Consider the following 18,397-nt stretch of genomic DNA (forward strand, 5'->3'; position numbering starts at 1 on the left):
GTGTGCGTGGCAGCCGTATCGAAGCTATGCATTGCCCCGCCCGCGGATCATGACCAGCACGGCCGCAGTCAATTCGAGCGCGATGCAGCCGTAGAACGGCAAGGCGTAGCTGCCCGATGCATCGCGCAGCAGGCCGACCACGCCTGGACCAAACGCATAAGTGATCTGGTTGATGGCGGTGAGCAGACTCACCAGCACGCCGAACGAGCGCGAGTCGAATTCGCGCTGTACGATCAAGGCCGGCAGCGTGATCAGATTGCCGACCGAGAAGCCGAACAGCGCGCATGCCGCGACCAGCACCCAATCGCTGCGCAGGTTGATGATGATAAGGAGCGCCATGGCCTGGCTGACGAAGGACAGCGCCGATGCCAACCGCTGATTGAGCCGGTCGATCACGAAGGAGAAGCTCACGCGCCCGACCACCGCCATCGCCGTCAGCAGCGCCATCGCAAGCGCTGCGCGCTCGCGGCCGATCACCTGATCCAGGAATGCGATCAGGTGCACGATGAAGCCGACCTGGGCGAACAGCACCAGGGCGAACGCGATCGTCACCGAGAGGAAGCCGAGATCGCGAAGCGCACGGGCGCGGATCTGCGTCGGCGACGGTCCATCCGCAGCCGCCAGCGTCATCGCGGTCAAATGCACCGGCGGCCGGCCGACGAAGATCAGGATCACCGGCACCATCAGCACGACCATCGCGATGGCCGCCGCGGTCATCGCGCCGGAGAAACCGAAATATCCGATGCCGGCGACCAGCAGCGGCACGCCGGCGATGCCGCCAAAGCTAGCGCCGTTCAGCGCCAGGCTGATCGCCATGCCGCGCTTCTTGTCGAACCACAGGCCGAGCGTGTTGGTGATCATGCCGAGGCTGGTGCCGGCCCAGCCGAAGGCGAGCACGGCGTCGGCAAGATAGAGCTGCCAGGGCTCGCGCACCTGCCCGACGGCTAGCGCCGCCGCGGCCATCGCGCAGGTGCCCGCGATCAAGCAAGCGCGCGGGCCGAACGCCTTGATCGCTTCGCTGACAAAGACGACCAGTCCTGCGCCCGCGAGATAGAAGAACGTGGTGCCCGACGAAATCAGCGATGCCGGCCAGCCATGCAGGCGCTGCAGTTCGGCGACATAGACGCTCTGGCCGTAGAAGCCGAGACCCCAGCCGAAGGTCGCGAGTAGGAAGCAGACCAGCACGATGCGCCAGCCGTCGTAGCGCAGCGAGGTCTCGTCGCTGCTGATGTGAGTCGATGCGTCCACGGTTCTTGCTTGTCGTTGTTACGCGGTCGTACCGTTTAGCAGAATGGCTTGCTCATCATTTCGACCACGACCGAACTGTCAGCAGTTGTCAGCAAGTTCTCAAATAGTTGGTTCCGGAAACTCGTCCACGCTACGCAATTTAGCGCGTCGTTTTGCAAACGAGGCGATCCACAGCACGACAAGCCCCAGCAGCACGGGCGGGAACACCACGAGATTCACCGCCGACCAGCCGTAATTGGCGAGCAATTGGCCTGACGAGAACGAGCCGATCGCCATCATCCCGAACACCAGGAAATCGTTGAAGGCCTGCACCTTGTTGCGCTCCTGCGGCCGGTGCGTCTCCAGCACCAGCGCGGAGGCGCCCACGAAGCCGAAATTCCAGCCCACGCCGAGCACGACCAGCGTCGCCCAGAAGTGCAGCGTGGTCAGGCCGGAGAGCCCGATCGCCGCGGCGAGCGCCTCCAACAGGAGGCCGAGCGCGACGATACGCGGCGCGCCGAAGCGGGCGATCAGCGATCCCGTGAAGAAGCTCGGACCGTACATCGCGATGATGTGCCACTGGATCGCGAAATTGGAGTCGCTGACGGAGAGGCCGCACATCTTCATCGCAAGCGGCGCCGACGTCATCACCAGGTTCATCATCGGATAGGCGATGATGCCGCAGAGCGCGGCGGCGATGAAGCGCGGCTGCCGCGCGATCTCGAGCAGCGGCCGGCCGCCATGCAGGTCGATCGCGGCGGGCTTCGGCGCATCGACGCCTGCCAGCACCGCCATTGCGACCAGAGCGACGAGCGCCTGCACCACGAAGCTGAAGGCGAAGAGATAAGGCGGCCAGACGTCCATGGTCCATTGCACGAGCTGCGGACCGAGCACGCCGGCGAATACGCCGCCCGCCATCACCCAGGACACCGCCTTCGGCCGGAACGCGGCGCTGGCGCCGTCGGCGGCGGCGAAGCGATAGGATTGCGCCACCGCGCCATAGAGCCCGCCGAGGAAGGTCGCAAGGCAGAACAGCCAGAACGCGCCGCGCAGGATCGCGAAGGCGCCGAGCACGCCGGTCAGCGTGCCGCAGCCGGTGCCGATGATGAAGGCGGTGCGGCGGCCATAGGCGCGCGAGATCGCGCCGGTCGGCAGCGTGCCGGCGGCAAGCCCCAGCACATACATCGACAGCGGCACGGTGGCGAGCGAGATGTTTGGCGCCAGCGTCGCGCCGACGATCGAGCCGGTGGCGAAGATGACGGCCGAATTGGCGCCGGTCAGCGCCTGCGCCGCCGCCAGCCGCAGTACATTGGCGCGCGCCCGCGCATCGTCGGCGATCTCGTCGCTGGATGTGACGTCACTCATCGAGATTCCCATTCCAAGGCACCCGGCAGGGAACCTCGCTGTTGCGGGCGCACTATGGAGAGAGGACGCCGCCCGATCAACCAGCACAAACGGACGGACGTTATGCGAGTGGCACACGATGGTTGGCACTCTACCTGACCCTCATCCTGAGGAGCGCGGAACGCGCGTCTCGAAGGATGAAGCCCCGCTGGTGGCCTCGCCCTTCGAGACGACCGCTGCGCGGTCTCCTCAGGGTGAGGAGATAGGTTGGAGTGCGCTGTCCTTTCGTCATTGCGAGCGCAGCGAAGCAATCCATCTTGCCGCTTGTGGCGGCATGGATTGCTTCGCTTCGCTCGCAATGACGATGTGAGTGGCCCGATGGATTCCGGGTTCGCGACTGCGTCGCGCCCCGGAATGACGGAAGGTAGGGAGTCTGCGGACCATCCCTCGACGCCGCTTCGCGGCTACTCGGGATGAGGTCGTCACTTCGGGCGATCAGGCGTAGGGGGCGCCGGCGGGGCGATGTAGACTTTCCAGCTTACGGCGGGGCCGGGGTGGCCGTGGACGAAGCGGCGCGTGGTCATGATCAGGCGTTCGGCGTGCGGCGCGTTCTTGTCGATCCAGCTCTCGAATGCCGGCAGGCGTCCGTCATTGGGATCGAACACGCCGATGAAGCCGAGGCGCCTGGCCTCCGCTTCGCTGGTAAGTCCATTGCTCCAGATCTCGCCCGGCGTGAACGGCGCGGGATGATCGGGGCTGTAGAACACCAGCGGCATGATCACCTCCGTGGTGCCGGCCACCACGGGCCAGCGCGAGGCGGCTTTGCGGTGCCAGGCTTCGGTGAGCTCGCGCGCGAGTTCGGCGCGCGCGCCGTATTTCGCGACGCTGCTCGGATCGGCGGCGAGTTCGCGCTCGGCGATGGTCGGCGAGGCAAACAGCATGACGATGGTGATCAAGAGCCAGATCGCGCTGATCCGAAACAGCGCCATCCTGGGGATCCGCAGCCACGGGATCGCGACCAGCGCCAGCGGCGTCAGGAAGAACAGCGAGATGCCCCAGTCGGTCTTGATGTAGATCTCGAAGAACAGCGCGCCGAGCGGCGGTCCGATCGCGACGATGATCTGGATGATCCAGACGTTGAGCGCCTGCGAAAGGTTCACGCCGGGATTCGGCCCGAGCGACCAGTTGCGCGTGAACAAGGTCGACGGCCGCCGCACCAGCGCACCCCAGCCGAGCGCGAGCGCCGCCAGCACGATGCAGGCGGCGAGCAATCCGATATTGTGGCCAATATAGCCGTTCACGAGATACAGACTGACCTCGCGATTATCGATGCTGTAGACATCTCCGGCATAGGTCAGCGGCGCGAAATGGGCCTCGCTCAGCCACACGATATGCGGGATCATCGCCACAATCAGCGTTGCGATCGCAACCCATGGCGCCGGCGAGGCCAGGAAGCGCAACCGCTCGGGATGGATCAGCGCCGCAAGCCCGATGGCGCCGATCATGGTCAGCACCCAATATTTGGTCATCAGCGCCAGCGCGCCGGCCAGGCCAAGCCAGATCCCCGAAATCGCGGTGCGTTTCTCGAACGCGTAGAGATAGGCCAGCACGACCGGCGGCAGGGTCGCAAGCTGCAGCAGGTCCGGGTTGTACTTGTAACCCTTGAAGTTGAAGATCGGGTAGAGCGCGAGCATCACCACGACGAAGAAGGCGCGGCGGCGGTCGACGACACGGAGCGCGATCAGCCAGCACACCACGAGGCTCACGCCAATGACCGCCATCGCCAGCGCATAGGTCGCCCAATCCGTCACAGGGAAGATGCGGAACCAGAGGCCGGCGACCCAGCCGGACAGCGGCGGATGCTTGCCATAGCCGAGCTGGAATTTCTGGCCCCAGGCAAAGGCCTCCGCGACATCCATATGGATATCCTGCGCGGACTTCAGATTGACGAGGATCAGCGTCCACAGCACGGCGTGGGCCAGCGCAAAGCCGGTGACGAACCATAATCCGGTGACGGGATCGGTTGCGCGCGCCACCAGCCACGCCTCCAGGCGCGAGATCGAGAATTTCCGTTTTGCGCGCGCCGCGATGGGCAGGGTTGATGCAGTTGGCATGGCGCCTGCGTAGCCTGTTTTTTGGGTGAATGAAATCAGCTTGGCGTGAGGGAACGACGCTGCGCTCCCTCTCCCGCTTGCGGGGGAGGGTTGGGGTGGGGGTTGTCTCCACGATTTAGACTGTCCGTGGGGAGAGAGCCCCCACCCGGCCCTTCGCCATAGCCGAAGCTTCGCTTCGGCGTCCTTTAAGAACGGCCGCCGAAGGCGGCCTACGCCTCCCCCGCAAGCGGGAGAGGTGAACCCCCTCAAAATTCCGCAATTTGGTTGCCGCTTCGGGGTGCGAATGCTATCTCGCGCCCCATGACGACCGCCCCTATTCCGAACATCCGCAACTTCTCCATTGTCGCCCATATCGACCATGGAAAATCGACGCTGGCCGACCGCCTGATCCAGATGACCGGCGGCCTGTCGGAGCGCGAGATGGCGGGCAAGGAACAGGTGCTCGATTCCATGGACATCGAGCGCGAGCGCGGCATCACCATCAAGGCGCAGACGGTGCGGCTGAAATATCGCGCCAAGGACGGCAAGGATTACATCTTCAACCTGATGGACACGCCCGGCCATGTCGACTTCGCCTACGAAGTCTCGCGGTCGCTGGCGGCCTGCGAAGGTTCCCTGCTCGTGGTCGACGCCAGCCAGGGCGTCGAGGCGCAGACGCTCGCCAATGTCTACCAGGCGCTCGACAACAACCACGAGATCGTACCGGTCCTGAACAAGGTCGACCTGCCCGCCGCCGAGCCCGACAAGGTCAAGCAGCAGATCGAGGATGTGATCGGCATCGACGCCTCGGACGCCGTGATGATCTCGGCCAAGACCGGCCTCGGCGTGCCTGACGTGCTGGAAGCCATCGTCACCCGCCTGCCGCCGCCGAAGGGCGACAAGGACGCCACCCTAAAAGCACTGCTGGTCGATAGCTGGTACGACGTCTATCTCGGCGTGGTCGTCCTGATCCGCGTCGTCGACGGCGTGATGAAGAAGGGCCAGCGCATCCGCATGATGGGCACGGGTGCAGCCTATGACATCGAGCGCGTCGGCTTCTTCACGCCGAAGATGCAGCAGGTGGACGAACTCGGCCCCGGCGAGATCGGCTTCATCACCGCCGCGATCAAGGAAGTCGCCGACACCCGCGTCGGCGACACCATCACCGACGACCGCAACCCGGTGAAGGAGATGCTGCCGGGCTTCAAGCCGGCGGTTCCGGTGGTGTTCTGCGGCCTGTTCCCGGTCGACGCCGACGATTTCGAAACCTTGCGCGCGGCGATGGGCAAGCTCCGCCTCAACGACGCCAGCTTCTCGTTCGAGATGGAGACCTCGGCCGCGCTGGGCTTCGGCTTCCGTTGCGGCTTCCTCGGGCTGTTGCACCTGGAGATCATCCAGGAGCGGCTGTCGCGCGAGTTCGATCTCAATTTGATCGCGACCGCGCCGAGCGTCATCTACAAGATGAAGCTCACGGATGGCACCGAAATCGAGATTCATAATCCCGTCGACATGCCCGACGTGGTCAAGATCGCTGAAATCGACGAACCCTGGATCGAGGCTACGATCCTCACGCCGGACGAATATCTCGGCAGCGTGCTGAAGCTGTGCCAGGACCGGCGCGGCTCGCAGAAGGAGCTGACCTATGTAGGCAGCCGCGCGATGGTGAAATACGATTTGCCGCTCAACGAAGTCGTGTTCGATTTCTACGACCGGCTGAAATCGGTCTCCAAGGGCTACGCCTCGTTCGACTATCATTTGACCGACTACAAGCCGGCCGACCTCGTCAAGATGCAGATCCTGGTCAATGGCGAGCCGGTCGATGCGCTGTCGATGCTGGTGCACCGCACCCGCGCCGAGGGCCGCGGCCGCGCCATGGTCGAGAAGATGAAGGAACTGATCCCGCCACACATGTTCCAGATCCCGATCCAGGCCGCGATCGGCGGCAAGGTGATCGCCCGCGAAACCGTGCGCGCACTGCGCAAGGACGTCACCGCCAAATGCTACGGCGGCGACATCACGCGCAAACGCAAGCTTCTGGAGAAGCAGAAGGAAGGCAAGAAGAAGATGCGGCAGTTCGGCAAGGTCGACATCCCGCAGGAAGCTTTTATTGCCGCGCTGAAGGTGGATGGCTGAGTTCCGCCAGCCATTGAATTTCGTGCGTAACATGTTACGATACGGAATATGGCCACCACTCCGAAGAAGTCGAAGCCCCGTACGCCCCAGCAGCGCATGACCGCGCGCCGCGAGCGCCTGCGCGCGCAGGGACTGCGTCCGGTGCAGCATTGGGTGCCGGACCTGCGTGATCCCAAGGTCCGTGCCGACCTGCGCCGACAGGCCAAACTGATGGCACGGCATCCGGAGGATGCAGTGATCAACGATTGGATCGAAGCGGCTTACGATTGGGATAGCTGGAAGTGAAGCGTGGCGACGTCGTTCTGGCCGTCGTCCCCAGTGAGTTGGGGCGGCCGCGGCCCGGCGTCATCGTCCAGGCTGACGAGTTCAACAAGCACCTGTCAACGATCTTCCTCTGCCCGATCACGTCGGATGTTCAGGAAAAGCTGCCACTGAGGCCTATCATAGACGCGAAGCCGTCGAACGGCCTCAAGCTTCCGTCTCAGATCATGACGGACAAGATGATTGCGCTGCGGCGCGACCGGATTCGACGCGTCATCGGTCATCTGGATTCCGAAGCGTCCAAACAGCTCGATCGTGCCCTTCTCGTTGTACTTGGGCTCGCGCGATAGGCGGGCCACACTACTCCTAGCTTGCCCTCTCCTACCAGATAGGCCACCATCGCGTTCCCGCTCAACAAAACAACAACAGCGAGGAAGCGCATGAGCAAGGTGGAAGGGTTCGATCTCGCCGAGAAGGCGCGCGCGCTGGCGCCGTTGATCATAGCCGACGCCGACGAGATCGAGCGGACGCGGCGGCTGACGGGCGCGGTGACGGCGGCGCTGGTCGACAACGGGCTGTACCGGGCGCTGCTGCCAAAGCGTTTCGGCGGCAGCGAGGCGGCGCTGGAAGCGTTCATGCGGATGCAGGAGGAGATCGCCAAGGCCGATGCCTCCACCGCCTGGTGCCTCGGCCAATGCAGCGTCTGCGCGATGACCGCGGCCTATCTCGAGCCTGACGCGGCCAACGAGATCTTCAACGTCGCGCCGGGCATTCTGGCCTGGGGCGCGATCGCGCATCAGGTGAAGGCGGTGCCGGGTGGCTATCTCGCCAACGCACGCTGGGATTTTGCAAGCGGCTCACGGCAGGCGAGCTGGCTGGGGGCGCATGTGCGCGTGGTCGAAGAGGACGGCACGCAGCGCAAGAAGGCGGACGGCTCGGTCGAAATCCGCACCATCCTGTTTCCGGCGGCGAGTGCCACGATGCACGACGTCTGGGACGTGATCGGGCTGAAGGGCACCGGCACCGATTCCTATTCGGTGGAGAATCTCTTCATCCCCGAGAAATTCGCGGCGCTGCGCGACGATCCTTCGGCCTTGCGCGAACAGGGCCCGCTGTACCGGCTCTCGACCAACATGGTGTTCGGCATGGGCTTTGCCGCGACCGCGCTCGGCGTGGCGCGCGCCACGCTCGATGCCGCGATCGAGCTTTCGCGCGGCAAGACACCGCAAGGGTTGAAGGCGATGCGCGAGAACAATGCTGTGCAGGGACTGATCGGCCGCACCGAGGCGAGCCTGCGCGCCGCACGCGCCTATCTCTATGCGACCGCGGCGGAGGTGTGGCGCGATCTCGAGCGCGGCAATCCGCTGACCGAAGGCCATCGCGTGGCGCTGCGGGTCGCTTCGACCTGGACCATCCACCAATCGGCTGCTGTGGTCGACACCGCCTATCACATGGCGGGCGCAACGGCGGTGTTCGCGGCCAACAAGTTCGAGCGCCGCTTCCGCGACATGCACGCGATCGCGCAGCAGATCCAGGCCCGCGATGTCAACTACGAGGATGCCGGCCGCGCGATCCTCTCGGGCAATCTCGCGGGACCGCCGACGGCGCGGTAAGTGTTCTTCTGGTGAAGCCGCGTAGGGTGGGCAAAGCGCAGCGTGCCCACCATCAAGCGCGCTGCTCGCGTGGGCACGCTGCGCTTTGCCCACCCTACGATTCTATCGCTACTACGCCACCAGCGCGGCTTCGTCGCCTGCCTCGCCGCGCTGTGCCTGCAGCAGGCTGACGATGTCGCAATTGGGCCTGGCGCGGCTGAACAGGAAACCCTGGCCCTCGTGGCAGCCTTCGGCGCGCAGGCAGCTCAGCTCGGCTTCGGTCTCGACGCCCTCGGCGGTGATGGTGACGCCGAGGCCCTTGCCGAGGCTGATGATCGAACGCACGATCGCCTGCGCATCACGGTTCGAGCCGAGGTCGCGCACGAAGGACTGGTCGATCTTGATCTTGTCGAACGGGAAGCTGCGCAAATAGCTGAGGCTGGAATAGCCGGTGCCGAAATCGTCCATCGAGATGCGGACGCCGAGCGCGCGCAGCGCGTGCAACGTGGCCAGCACCTGGCTGCTCTTTTCCAGCAGCAGCGTTTCGGTGATCTCGAGCTCGAGCCGCCGCGCCGGCAGCCCGGAATGTTTCAGCGCTTCCGTCACCTGTGACAGCAGGTTGCCCGTGCGGAATTGCAGCGGCGACAGGTTGACGGCGACGCAGACATCGTCCGGCCAGTGCGCGGCGTCCATGCAGGCGCGCCGCAGCATCAGGCCGCCGAGCGGATTGATCAGGCCGGTCTCTTCCGCAACCGGGATGAATTCGCCCGGCGAGATCATGCCGCGCTCGGGATGCGGCCAGCGCACCAGCGCCTCGAAGCCGGTGATGCGGCCGCTCGAGAGATCGACCAGCGGCTGGTAGAACGGCCGCAACCCGTCGTTCTGGATCGCGTCGCGCAAATCCATCTCGATCTTGCGGCGGGTCTGGGCGCGCGCGTCCATCTCGGCCTCGAAGAAGGAGAAGGTGCCGCGGAATTCGCTCTTGGCGCGCGACAGCGCCATATCGGCGCTCTTGAGCAGTTTCTCGGATTCGTCGCCGTCGCCGGGCGACATCGCAATGCCGATGCTGGCGCCGATCACGATGGAATGGCCGTCGAGCAGATAGGGTTCGCCGATCGCCTCCAGCAGCCGCTTCGCCAGCAGCACTGCGTCCTCCGGACGCGACACGCCGCCCTGCACGATCGCGAATTCATCGGAGTTGAGACGGGCCAGCGCATCTTCCTCGCGCAAGGTCGAGCGCAGGCGTTTTGCGACGCCGCGCAGCAGCTTGTCGCCGACGCCGTGGCCGAGCGTGTCGTTGACGGCCTTGAAATTGTCGAGGCCGAGCACCAGCACGGCGATCTTCTCGGCGCTGCGGCGGGTATGCAGCAGCATGTCGTCCATCTGCTGGCGCAAGAGATTGCGGTTGGGCAGCCCCGTCAGCCCGTCATGCTGGGCCATGAAGGCAAGCCGCGCCTCGGCGCGCTTGCGCTCGGTCATGTCCATCAGCGCCAGCAGCACCGCCGGCTGGTCGCCATGCATCAGCTCGCGCGAATAGATCGCAAGATCGATCAGCGTGCCGTCGGCCCGCACATGCTTCCAGGTCCGCGCCGCCTGCTCGTCGCCGTCGCGGCCGCCGATCCATGGCAGTTCGGTATCGAACGCCTGCAGGCTGCGGATGGTGAGTTTCTCGAATTCGGCGCGGCTGAAGCCATAGTGCTGGGCCGCGGCATCGTTGACGGAAAGGATGCGCTCGCCGTCGAGCGAGCAGACGATCATCGGCACCGGATTGCCATCGAACAGCAGGCGGAACGATGCTTCGCGCTGCTTCAATTCGGTGATGTCGACGCGCAGGCCGACGACCCCGCCGTCAGACGTCAGCCGCTCCTCGATCAGGATGACGCGGCCGTCGGCGAGCTTCTGCTCATGCCGCTCGCCGGGCTGATAGAGCTTCTTCAGCCGCTCGGCGATCCACGCCTCCTCGCGGCCGACCGCCTCGGGGTAATCGCCACGCGCAACGCCAACCCGCAGCGTGTCCTGCAGCCGCGCGCCGTGCTCGAACTGGTCGGAGCTGCGGCGATAGATCTCCGCATATTTCTTATTCCAGAGGATGTAGCGGCCTTCGGCGTCGAGAAACACGATGCCCTGCGGCAGGATGTCGATGGCTTCGCGCAGGCGCTCGTTGGAGCGGCGCGCATCCGCGATCGCAGCCTCGGCCTCGGCGCGCTTGCGCACGATCTCGCCGATCTCGGGCGGAACGCGCTTGCCGCCTGGAAGCTTCGGGCCGGGCTTGACCGGACGACCGGGAATTCTCGCCGCCACCTTGCCCTTCAGTTTCTTAGCCGTTCTTGGCCGCATCTTCGGCATCGACTTTTCGCCCCGCACGCACTCTCGCGCCGGCGATCTTTCTCCGATAAGTGTCTGAAAAAATGGTATCTTCCGCCGGTTCCAAGAATGGAACGGACTCTGGGATGCCTGTTTAAGAGGCGGATCCGCGCATCCCGCAATACCGTCAGACAGCTCGGACGGAGTGAGAAGCAAATCCAACAGGCAAATCACCCATGCGCGCGAGCCAATTTTCCCGCGCAGCGCGCAGCGACGTTACGGCTGCACCAATGGCGCGTATTCCGCATGAAATTGCGTCATTGCGCGACAGGGTTAGTGCCCGGTTAAGCCGCGATCCCGCATCGAATCAATCATGAGACCGACGCGATCGGCGCGACATCTGCTGCCGCCAAAAGTGCTTCGGGCGCCTGCCGGTTCGGGCTATCCTGCATCGTAGGGGACGCCAAGTTGCAGACGGCGGACGAGGCGCGAGACGCCGCCTCGGGGAGGGGACCCGATGCGCCAGAGCACGCACAATCTATCTCTCACCATCAGCTCACTGCTAGCGGCGACGCTCGTGCTGCTCCTGACGTTAGGTCCCGGCATTGCCGGAGACTATCCGGATCGCACCGTCAGGATCATCGTGCCATTCCCTGGCGGCGGCACGGCGGATGCGGTCCCACGGCTGGTCGCGGATTGGCTGTCGCGCAAATGGGGCCAGCCGGTCGTGATCGAGAACAAGGCCGGTTCGTCCGGAAACGTCGGAGCGGAGGAGGTCTACAATGCCGCCCCCGACGGCTACACCCTGCTCTCCGCGCCGCCGCCGCCGCTCGTCATCAACCAGAACCTTTTTCGGAAGCTCGGCTTTGATCCGGCGAAGTTCGAGCCGATCATCGTGATGGCGCAGGTACCGAACGCGATCTTCGTCCGCCCGAACGGCATCAAGGCATCCAGCGTGGCGGAGCTGATCGACTATCTGCGCGCAAACCCTGATGGAGTCACCACCGCCACGCTCGGCAGCGGGACCACGTCGCATCTGAGCTCCGAACTATTCGAGACGATGGCCAAGGTGAAGCTGCGCCAGATCCCCTATCGCAGCACGGTGCCGGCGCTGCAGGGCCTGCTCGCCGGCGACGTCGACCTGATGTTCGACAATCTCGGCGTCACGCTGCCGCTGGTGACGGCCGGCAAGCTCAAGCTGCTCGCCGTGGCCTCGCCCAAGCGGTTGCCATCCATGCCCAACGTGCCGACGATCGCCGAAACGCTGCCGGGATTCGAAGCGGTCGCCTGGTACGCAATCGTGGCGCCGCCCGGGACGCCCAAAGCGATCGTCGAGAAGATCAACGTCGACGTGAACGAAGTGCTGGCCCTGCCCGCCATGCGAGCCAACCTGCGAAAGCTCTCTGCGGAAATCTATGGCGGGTCGGTGGAGCGGACCGCCAAATACATGCGCAGCGAGGTCGACCGCTGGGGCACGGTGATCAAGTCGGCCAAGATCGAGATGCAGTAAGGCTCTTTCCACCTCTCCCGCAAGCGGGAGAGGGAGCGCAGCGTCGTCCGCGACTAGCACTGCATGCAATTGCGCGCGCCGCCTGCGATAGCTGTGGGAGATCAACGAATTGCGATGTCGCCGCGGCTCGCAGAACGTCGAATCCATGTTACGCTGAACGTATTCGAGTGAATCCCATGACGCCCCGCCCGATATTGATCCTGCTGTTTCTTGCAGCTCTATCGTTTGGTGCCGACGTGGCGTCGGCGCAGGACAAGGGTTCGGTCAATCCGAAACCGCTGCCGCCGCTTGCCAATCCCAACGACCCCAAGCTCGGCGCCAAGGAATTGTTCGCGCGCAAGGTGCTGCCGACGGCGATGCCGACACGGGTGATCGGCTCCTATGCCAAAGGGTGTCTCGCGGGCGCGGCGCAGATGCCGATCAATGGCGACACCTGGCAGGTGATGCGGCTCTCGCGCAACCGCAACTGGGGCCATCCCGCCATGATCGCGCTGTTGAAGCGCCTGTCGGCCAGGGCGCACAAGGATGCCGGCTGGCCGGGCATTCTGGTCGGAGACATCGCGCAGCCGCGCGGCGGACCGGCCTTGAGCGGCCATGCCAGCCATCAGATCGGGCTCGATGCCGACGTCTGGCTGACGCCGATGCCCGACCGCAGGCTGTCGCGCGAGGAGCGCGAGGACATGTCGGCGGTGATGATGGTGCGCGAGGACAGGCTCGACATCGATCCCAGGGTCTTCACGCCTGCCCATGTGCTGGTGCTGCGCGACGCCGCGCAGGAGCCGGGCGTGCAGCGGATCTTCGTCAACGCCGCGATCAAGAAGGCGCTGTGTCGCGAGGCCAAGGGCGACCGCAGTTGGCTTGCCAAGATCAGGCCGTGGTGGGGTCACGACTACCACTTCCACATCCGCATGTATTGCCCGCCCGGCGCCACCGAATGTGAGGGACAGCCCTCGCAGTCGGAGGATGAAGGCTGCAAGTTTTCCGACCTTGCCTTCTGGTTCTCCGATGCAGTGCTGCATCCGAAACCGCCGCCGATACCGCCAAAGCCGAAGCCGCCGATCACGCTGGCGCAGATGCCGGCCGCCTGCAAAGCGGTGCTGAAGGCGCCGGACGCGAAGCAGTAACATCTCCGCTAGGGCGCTATTCCCGCGGCACCATGATACGCTATGGTATCGCTGCCCTGCGCCGCAAGCGCAAGGCGTCTAGCGCGGGACGACGGCCCCGCTCATTTCAATCAAAAGCCACATGGGCGCGGCATCGCCGCGCGCGTTCAGCCATTGCGAGGAGCGATCATGCGTCTCAGTGCACGTAACCAGATCAAGGGCACCGTCGTCGAGGTGAAGAAGGGCGCAACCACGTCCCATGTCCGTGTCGACATCGGCGGCACCGTGATGACGTCCTCGATCACCAACGAAGCGGTCGACGATCTCGGCATCAAGGTTGGCGGCAAGGTTATCATCGTGGTCAAGGCCTCCGACGTCATGATCGCGGTGGAATAGTCATGCGGCCGACATCTGTTCTGGTTGCGTTGCTGCTGCTCGGCAGCGCGCCTGCTTTCGCAGCCGAGGAGCCGAGCGGCTGCGACAAGTTCAAATGGCCGATCGATCGCGAACGCGCTGCGCTGACTGCGCCCGACCGCGCCAAATTGACCTCGGGCAACGAACTCGCCGCATGGCCGGCGGGCGCATTCACGCTGGCGCTGGCGGCCCCCGCGGATGCGAAATTGCCGATGCCGCCGGAGCGTGCGCCGAAAGACGGCACCTTTGCCGGCTTTGCCAGCTTCAAGACCGCACCCAAGGCCGGCCTCTACACGATCAACCTGTCCTCGGGTGGCTGGCTGGATGTGGTGCAGGACGGCCACTTCGTGAAGCCGAAGGCGTTCAGCGGCGCCACCGACTGCGACGGTATCCGTAAGACGGTGAAATTCGAGCTCTCCGCCAGCCCTTTCGTGCTGCAGATCAGCGGGGCCAAAGAGAATTCGATCTCGATCGCAATCCTGCCGACGGAATGAGCAGCGTATAACCCCCCGGGCGAATAGACAAACGGTCGTCTTTACCCGGGCCGCCGGCCTGTTTATTGTCTGATCATCGCGATGTCCCGACCGACCGTCAGTCCGTTGGGATCACCGGAACGGCGCTTCCGTCTGTCGCAATTCCCTTACCGACTCAACCAACGCCCGAATTGCGCGTGATCAGCGCGCATCGAGCGTGACGGAGCGCTTGCCATGAACCGCCTTGCCGGAATTGTCGCCGCCTTTGTCCTTGTGCTGGCTTCAGCCGCTCCACCTGCGAGCGCGCAGGAGAAGACGCTGACCGTGTTCGCGGCCGCCTCGATGAAGAACGCGCTCGACGACATCGACGCCGCCTATACCGCCAAGACCGGCGTCAAGGTCAACGCCAGCTATGCCGCAAGCTCGGCATTGGCAAAACAGATCGATCAGGGCGCCCCGGCCGACGTGTTCGTCTCCGCCGACACCGACTGGATGGACCATGCGGTCAAGCAGAAGAACGTCAACGAGGCGACGCGGGTCAATCTGCTCGGCAACAGCATCGTGCTGATCGCACCGAAGGATTCCAGGATCGACAACGTCAATATCGGCCCCGGCTTCGACCTCGCCAGGCTTGCCGGCGACGGCAGGATCGCCACCGGCGACGTCAGGGCCGTGCCGGTCGGCAAATACGCCAAGGCGGCGCTGGAAAAACTTGGCGCCTGGCAGGCGGCCGAGCCGAAATTCGCGATGGCCGAAAGCGTGCGCGCCGCACTGACGCTGGTCGCCCGCGGCGAGGCCGTGCTCGGCATCGTCTATGCGACCGACGCCAAGGTTGAACCCGGCGTCAAGATCGTGGGCACCTTCCCCGCCGATACCCATCCTCCGGTCATCTATCCGGTCGCGGCGACGACGACGGCCAAGCCGGAGACCGCCGACTATCTCAACTTCCTGAAATCATCGACGGCAAAGACGATCCTGGAAAAATACGGCTTCAAATACCTGATCACGCCGACCACCTGAGCAAGCGTGTTCGAGATTTCGCCGACGGAGTGGACGGCGATCCTGCTGTCGCTGCGGGTCGCCGTCGTCGCAACGCTGGTCGCGACTCCCTTGGGGATCGCGCTGGCATGGCTGCTTGCGCGCCGCGACTTCTGGGGCAAGTCGATGCTCGATGCGCTCGTGCACCTGCCGCTGGTGCTGCCGCCCGTCGTCACCGGCTATCTCTTGCTGCTCGCGCTCGGCCGCCGCGGCTTTCTCGGCGCCTGGCTTGCCGATCATCTCGGCATCGTCTTCGCATTCCGCTGGACCGGTGCGGCGCTGGCCTGCGGCGTGATGTCTTTTCCACTCTTGGTGCGGCCGATCCGGCTGTCGATCGAGGCCGTCGACCGGCGGCTGGAGCAGGCGGCGGGAACGCTGGGCGCGGCACCGTGGCAGGTGTTCCTGACCGTGACCTTGCCCCTGGCGCTGCCGGGCGTGCTTGCCGGCCTGGTGCTCGGCTTCGCCAAGGCAATCGGCGAGTTCGGCGCGACCATCACCTTCGTCTCCAACATTCCGGGCGAGACCCAGACCATCTCGTCGGCGATCTATTCGCTGATCCAGACGCCCGATGGCGACCTTGCGGCGATGCGACTCGTGATCATATCCACCGTGATCGCGATGGGCGCGCTTGTGGCTTCGGAATGGTTCGCGCGGCGCGCGACAAGGCGGCTGCACGGAAACTGACCATGCTGCACGTCGACGTCACCAAGCACCTTGGCGAATTCACGCTCTCGGCCGCTTTCACCAGCGAGGGCCGCGTCACCGGCCTGTTCGGCGCTTCCGGTGCCGGCAAGACCTCCCTGATCAACATGATCGCGGGGCTGCTGAAGCCCGACCGCGGCATCATCTCGCTCGACGGCGAGACTCTCGACGACACCGAAGCACGCGTGCATGTGCCGCCCCACCGGCGCCGCATCGGCTATGTATTCCAGGACGCGCGGCTGTTCCCGCATCTCAACGTGCGGCAGAACCTCGATTACGGGCGGCGCATGAACCGCCTGCCGGATGATCCCGCGCAGCGCACGCGCGTGACCGAGCTGCTCGACATCGGCCATCTGATGGACCGTCGTCCCGGAAAGCTGTCGGGCGGCGAACGCCAGCGCGTCGCGCTCGGACGCGCACTGTTGTCGAAGCCGCGCCTGTTGCTGCTCGACGAGCCGCTCGGCTCGCTCGACGAAGGGCGGAAGGTGGAGATCCTTCCCTATCTGATCCGCCTGCGCGACGAAGGCATTCCGATGGTCTATGTCAGCCACGACGCCGCCGAACTGCGCCAGCTCGCGACCCAGATCGTGATGCTGCGTCGTGGGGAAGTGACCGCGTTCGGCGGCGTGAAGGTGCTGACGGGAAGCCCGACGTGATCGCCACACCTCGAGCCGTCGGCCGAGCGATACAGCCCGCCTTCGTATGCGTGCAGAGTTTTATCGGTCGACGTTGAGCACCGCACCGGTGCGGGCGTCGACATCGACTTCCATGTAGCGCCCCTCGATATCCCGCCCCTCGATTTGCCATTCATAACCGGCAAATTCGGCGTCGGATACCGTCACGAGACCGAGATCGGTCGCGATCGCCAGTGCTCTCTGCATTGATATGAGATCGCCTGAGTCATAAGCCCTGGCCTGTGTCGCGATCCCGAGGGTCATAACCGCGACCATCGCGAGGATGTACTTTCGCATGGGCTCACTCCTGGTGTCATCTTCCATACCCTTTGCAAAAGCCCTCGAAGCATATTGGTTCCCATTTCTCAGCGAGGTGCGTGGTTCCGCAGCGGCTGCAACCGGTTGTTGACCGCCATTTCGCGGCAATACGACAGTTCCGCCGCGTGGCCGTGCAGGATCGAGCAAGACCAAGATGTCAGACCGCTTCGATCACGCTTCCGTTGGCTTCGCGTGACAGTTTCCCGATTTGCCAAATCGGCCCAAGCGCGCCAAATTGTTGCCGGAAGAAAGGCGCGCGAATGCGTATTGCTGGTTGGGTTTTGCTGCTCGCAGGATTCGTCCTGTGCCTCTCTGTGGCGTGGGCCGCTCTCGGCTTTCTGTTGATGGGCATCGGTTTGGTGTCGCTGCAGGTCGACGAGCGGAAGCGGCGAAAGGCGGAGAAGGCGGCGGCGGTCGCCGGGCTCGATGCGCATCCAGAGCCGGCTGCCGCACGTGCCGAGGCATCTGTCGCCGACGCCGCAGCGGAACCTCCGCCATCGCCGGCACCGGAAGCGACGCAGCGCGCAGATGTCTCCGCTTACGACAGGGAAGCCTGGCGCCGGCTGGTCGAGAGCGATCCGGATCTGGCGCAACTGGCCGCAGTGCTGGCCGATTACGGCCAGCACCATGTCGATGAATTCGCCGGCAGCTATCTCGCCCAGCCCGACAAGGGCCGCCTCGGTGCGATCGTCAACGAGATCATCGCCAAAGCAGCACGAAAGGAATCCGCGCCGGCGCCGTCCGAAGTGCGTCAGCCATCGATCGAGGCAAATCAGAAGCCGATATCGCTGCCGGCGCAGACCGAGCCGGATCGCAGCGCTGCGGAAATCCGCGCGCCGAAGGTGGCGGCGGTGTCGCCCGCGGCTAACGGTGTCCGTGCGAAGGCCGCGGCCGCACGCATCCAGAGCGCACCCGAGATTCGTACCGAGTCAAATCCGGAACATCGAAACGACAAGATCACATCGGCCGACGCCGACCTCAACGAACTGATCAAGCAGTTCGCGGGCGATACGAGCTTCCTGAGAAGGTGAGCCGTGCCCAGCCTACGATCGTCGTCCCGCGAAAGCGGGGACCCATAACCACAGGGAAGAGTTGTGGCGCGAGCAAGCCGTTGCAGCGGAGCTCACCACCAAAGCCTTGGTTATGGGTCCCGGGTCAAGCCCGGGACGACGTGAGGAGAGCTTCGGATTCAAACGTCAAACAACAACCGT

General features: G+C 64.6%; 17 protein-coding genes. 12 read left to right on the forward strand and 5 right to left on the reverse strand.

Annotated features, from left to right (window positions below; translation table 11 throughout):
• Positions 1-24: 24 nt before the first annotated feature.
• The 3 genes from ACVJGD_RS25930 to ACVJGD_RS25940 form a co-directional block, all read right to left on the reverse strand.
• Positions 25-1,248, reverse strand: a complete 1,224-nt coding sequence (locus ACVJGD_RS25930) for an MFS transporter (protein WP_456636961.1) — start codon at positions 1,246-1,248, stop codon at positions 25-27.
• A gap of 99 nt (positions 1,249-1,347) precedes the next feature.
• The gene (locus ACVJGD_RS25935) at positions 1,348-2,592 is read right to left on the reverse strand and encodes an MFS transporter (protein WP_456636962.1); all 1,245 of its coding nucleotides are present in this window, start codon (positions 2,590-2,592) and stop codon (positions 1,348-1,350) included.
• A gap of 461 nt (positions 2,593-3,053) precedes the next feature.
• Positions 3,054-4,685 carry a glycosyltransferase family 39 protein gene (locus ACVJGD_RS25940; protein WP_456636963.1) on the reverse strand — a complete coding sequence of 544 codons (1,632 nt, stop codon included), beginning with the start codon at positions 4,683-4,685 and terminating at the stop codon, positions 3,054-3,056.
• Between the two features lie 300 nt (positions 4,686-4,985).
• Here ACVJGD_RS25940 and lepA point away from each other — a divergent pair, with 300 nt between their 5' ends.
• The 4 genes from lepA to ACVJGD_RS25960 all read left to right on the forward strand — a co-directional run bounded on the left by lepA (position 4,986) and on the right by ACVJGD_RS25960 (position 8,671).
• On the forward strand, positions 4,986-6,797 hold the full coding sequence (gene lepA / locus ACVJGD_RS25945) for a translation elongation factor 4 (RefSeq protein WP_456636964.1): 1,812 nt from the start codon (positions 4,986-4,988) through the stop codon (positions 6,795-6,797).
• Between the two features lie 48 nt (positions 6,798-6,845).
• Positions 6,846-7,082 (forward strand): antitoxin MazE family protein, encoded by a 237-nt coding sequence (locus tag ACVJGD_RS25950; protein WP_456636965.1) that lies wholly within the window; start codon positions 6,846-6,848, stop codon positions 7,080-7,082.
• A complete protein-coding gene (locus ACVJGD_RS25955) occupies positions 7,079-7,408 on the forward strand; it encodes a type II toxin-antitoxin system PemK/MazF family toxin (protein WP_456636966.1) in 330 nt (109 codons plus the stop codon). The genes ACVJGD_RS25950 and ACVJGD_RS25955 overlap by 4 nt, the downstream gene beginning before the upstream one ends.
• Before the next feature lie 90 nt (positions 7,409-7,498).
• Positions 7,499-8,671: an acyl-CoA dehydrogenase family protein gene (locus ACVJGD_RS25960; RefSeq protein ID WP_456636967.1), complete on the forward strand. Its 1,173-nt coding sequence runs from the start codon at positions 7,499-7,501 to the stop codon at positions 8,669-8,671.
• Positions 8,672-8,782: 111 nt separating this feature from the next.
• Here ACVJGD_RS25960 and ACVJGD_RS25965 read toward each other — a convergent pair whose 3' ends face one another.
• Positions 8,783-10,996 (reverse strand): putative bifunctional diguanylate cyclase/phosphodiesterase, encoded by a 2,214-nt coding sequence (locus tag ACVJGD_RS25965; RefSeq protein ID WP_456636968.1) that lies wholly within the window; start codon positions 10,994-10,996, stop codon positions 8,783-8,785.
• A gap of 475 nt (positions 10,997-11,471) precedes the next feature.
• Between ACVJGD_RS25965 and ACVJGD_RS25970 the strand changes: the two genes are divergently transcribed.
• The 7 genes from ACVJGD_RS25970 to modC all read left to right on the forward strand — a co-directional run bounded on the left by ACVJGD_RS25970 (position 11,472) and on the right by modC (position 16,850).
• Complete coding sequence (locus ACVJGD_RS25970; RefSeq protein WP_456636969.1) at positions 11,472-12,464, forward strand: Bug family tripartite tricarboxylate transporter substrate binding protein; 993 nt, start codon at positions 11,472-11,474, stop codon at positions 12,462-12,464.
• A gap of 176 nt (positions 12,465-12,640) precedes the next feature.
• Positions 12,641-13,588 (forward strand): penicillin-insensitive murein endopeptidase, encoded by a 948-nt coding sequence (gene mepA / locus ACVJGD_RS25975; RefSeq protein WP_456636970.1) that lies wholly within the window; start codon positions 12,641-12,643, stop codon positions 13,586-13,588.
• 168 nt (positions 13,589-13,756) lie between these two features.
• Entirely contained in the window at positions 13,757-13,963 is a 207-nt protein-coding gene (locus ACVJGD_RS25980; RefSeq protein ID WP_456636971.1) for a TOBE domain-containing protein, read from the forward strand.
• A 2-nt stretch (positions 13,964-13,965) separates the two neighbouring features.
• Positions 13,966-14,475 (forward strand): hypothetical protein, encoded by a 510-nt coding sequence (locus ACVJGD_RS25985; RefSeq protein WP_456636972.1) that lies wholly within the window; start codon positions 13,966-13,968, stop codon positions 14,473-14,475.
• 213 nt (positions 14,476-14,688) lie between these two features.
• Complete coding sequence (modA, locus tag ACVJGD_RS25990) at positions 14,689-15,474, forward strand: molybdate ABC transporter substrate-binding protein (RefSeq protein WP_456636973.1); 786 nt, start codon at positions 14,689-14,691, stop codon at positions 15,472-15,474.
• A 6-nt stretch (positions 15,475-15,480) separates the two neighbouring features.
• Positions 15,481-16,176, forward strand: coding sequence for a molybdate ABC transporter permease subunit (gene modB / locus ACVJGD_RS25995; RefSeq protein WP_456636974.1), 696 nt, complete (start codon positions 15,481-15,483; stop codon positions 16,174-16,176).
• Between the two features lie 2 nt (positions 16,177-16,178).
• Entirely contained in the window at positions 16,179-16,850 is a 672-nt protein-coding gene (gene modC, locus ACVJGD_RS26000) for a molybdenum ABC transporter ATP-binding protein (protein WP_456636975.1), read from the forward strand.
• A gap of 60 nt (positions 16,851-16,910) precedes the next feature.
• Here the strand turns inward: modC and ACVJGD_RS26005 are convergent, their stop codons facing one another.
• On the reverse strand, positions 16,911-17,165 hold the full coding sequence (locus tag ACVJGD_RS26005) for a PepSY domain-containing protein (RefSeq protein ID WP_456636976.1): 255 nt from the start codon (positions 17,163-17,165) through the stop codon (positions 16,911-16,913).
• Positions 17,166-17,446: 281 nt separating this feature from the next.
• On the opposite strand from ACVJGD_RS26005, the gene ACVJGD_RS26010 reads away from it, so the two are divergent.
• Positions 17,447-18,217 (forward strand): hypothetical protein, encoded by a 771-nt coding sequence (locus tag ACVJGD_RS26010; protein ID WP_456636977.1) that lies wholly within the window; start codon positions 17,447-17,449, stop codon positions 18,215-18,217.
• Positions 18,218-18,397 lie beyond the last annotated feature (180 nt).

It is taken from the genome of Bradyrhizobium sp. USDA 10063, from assembly GCF_054063735.1.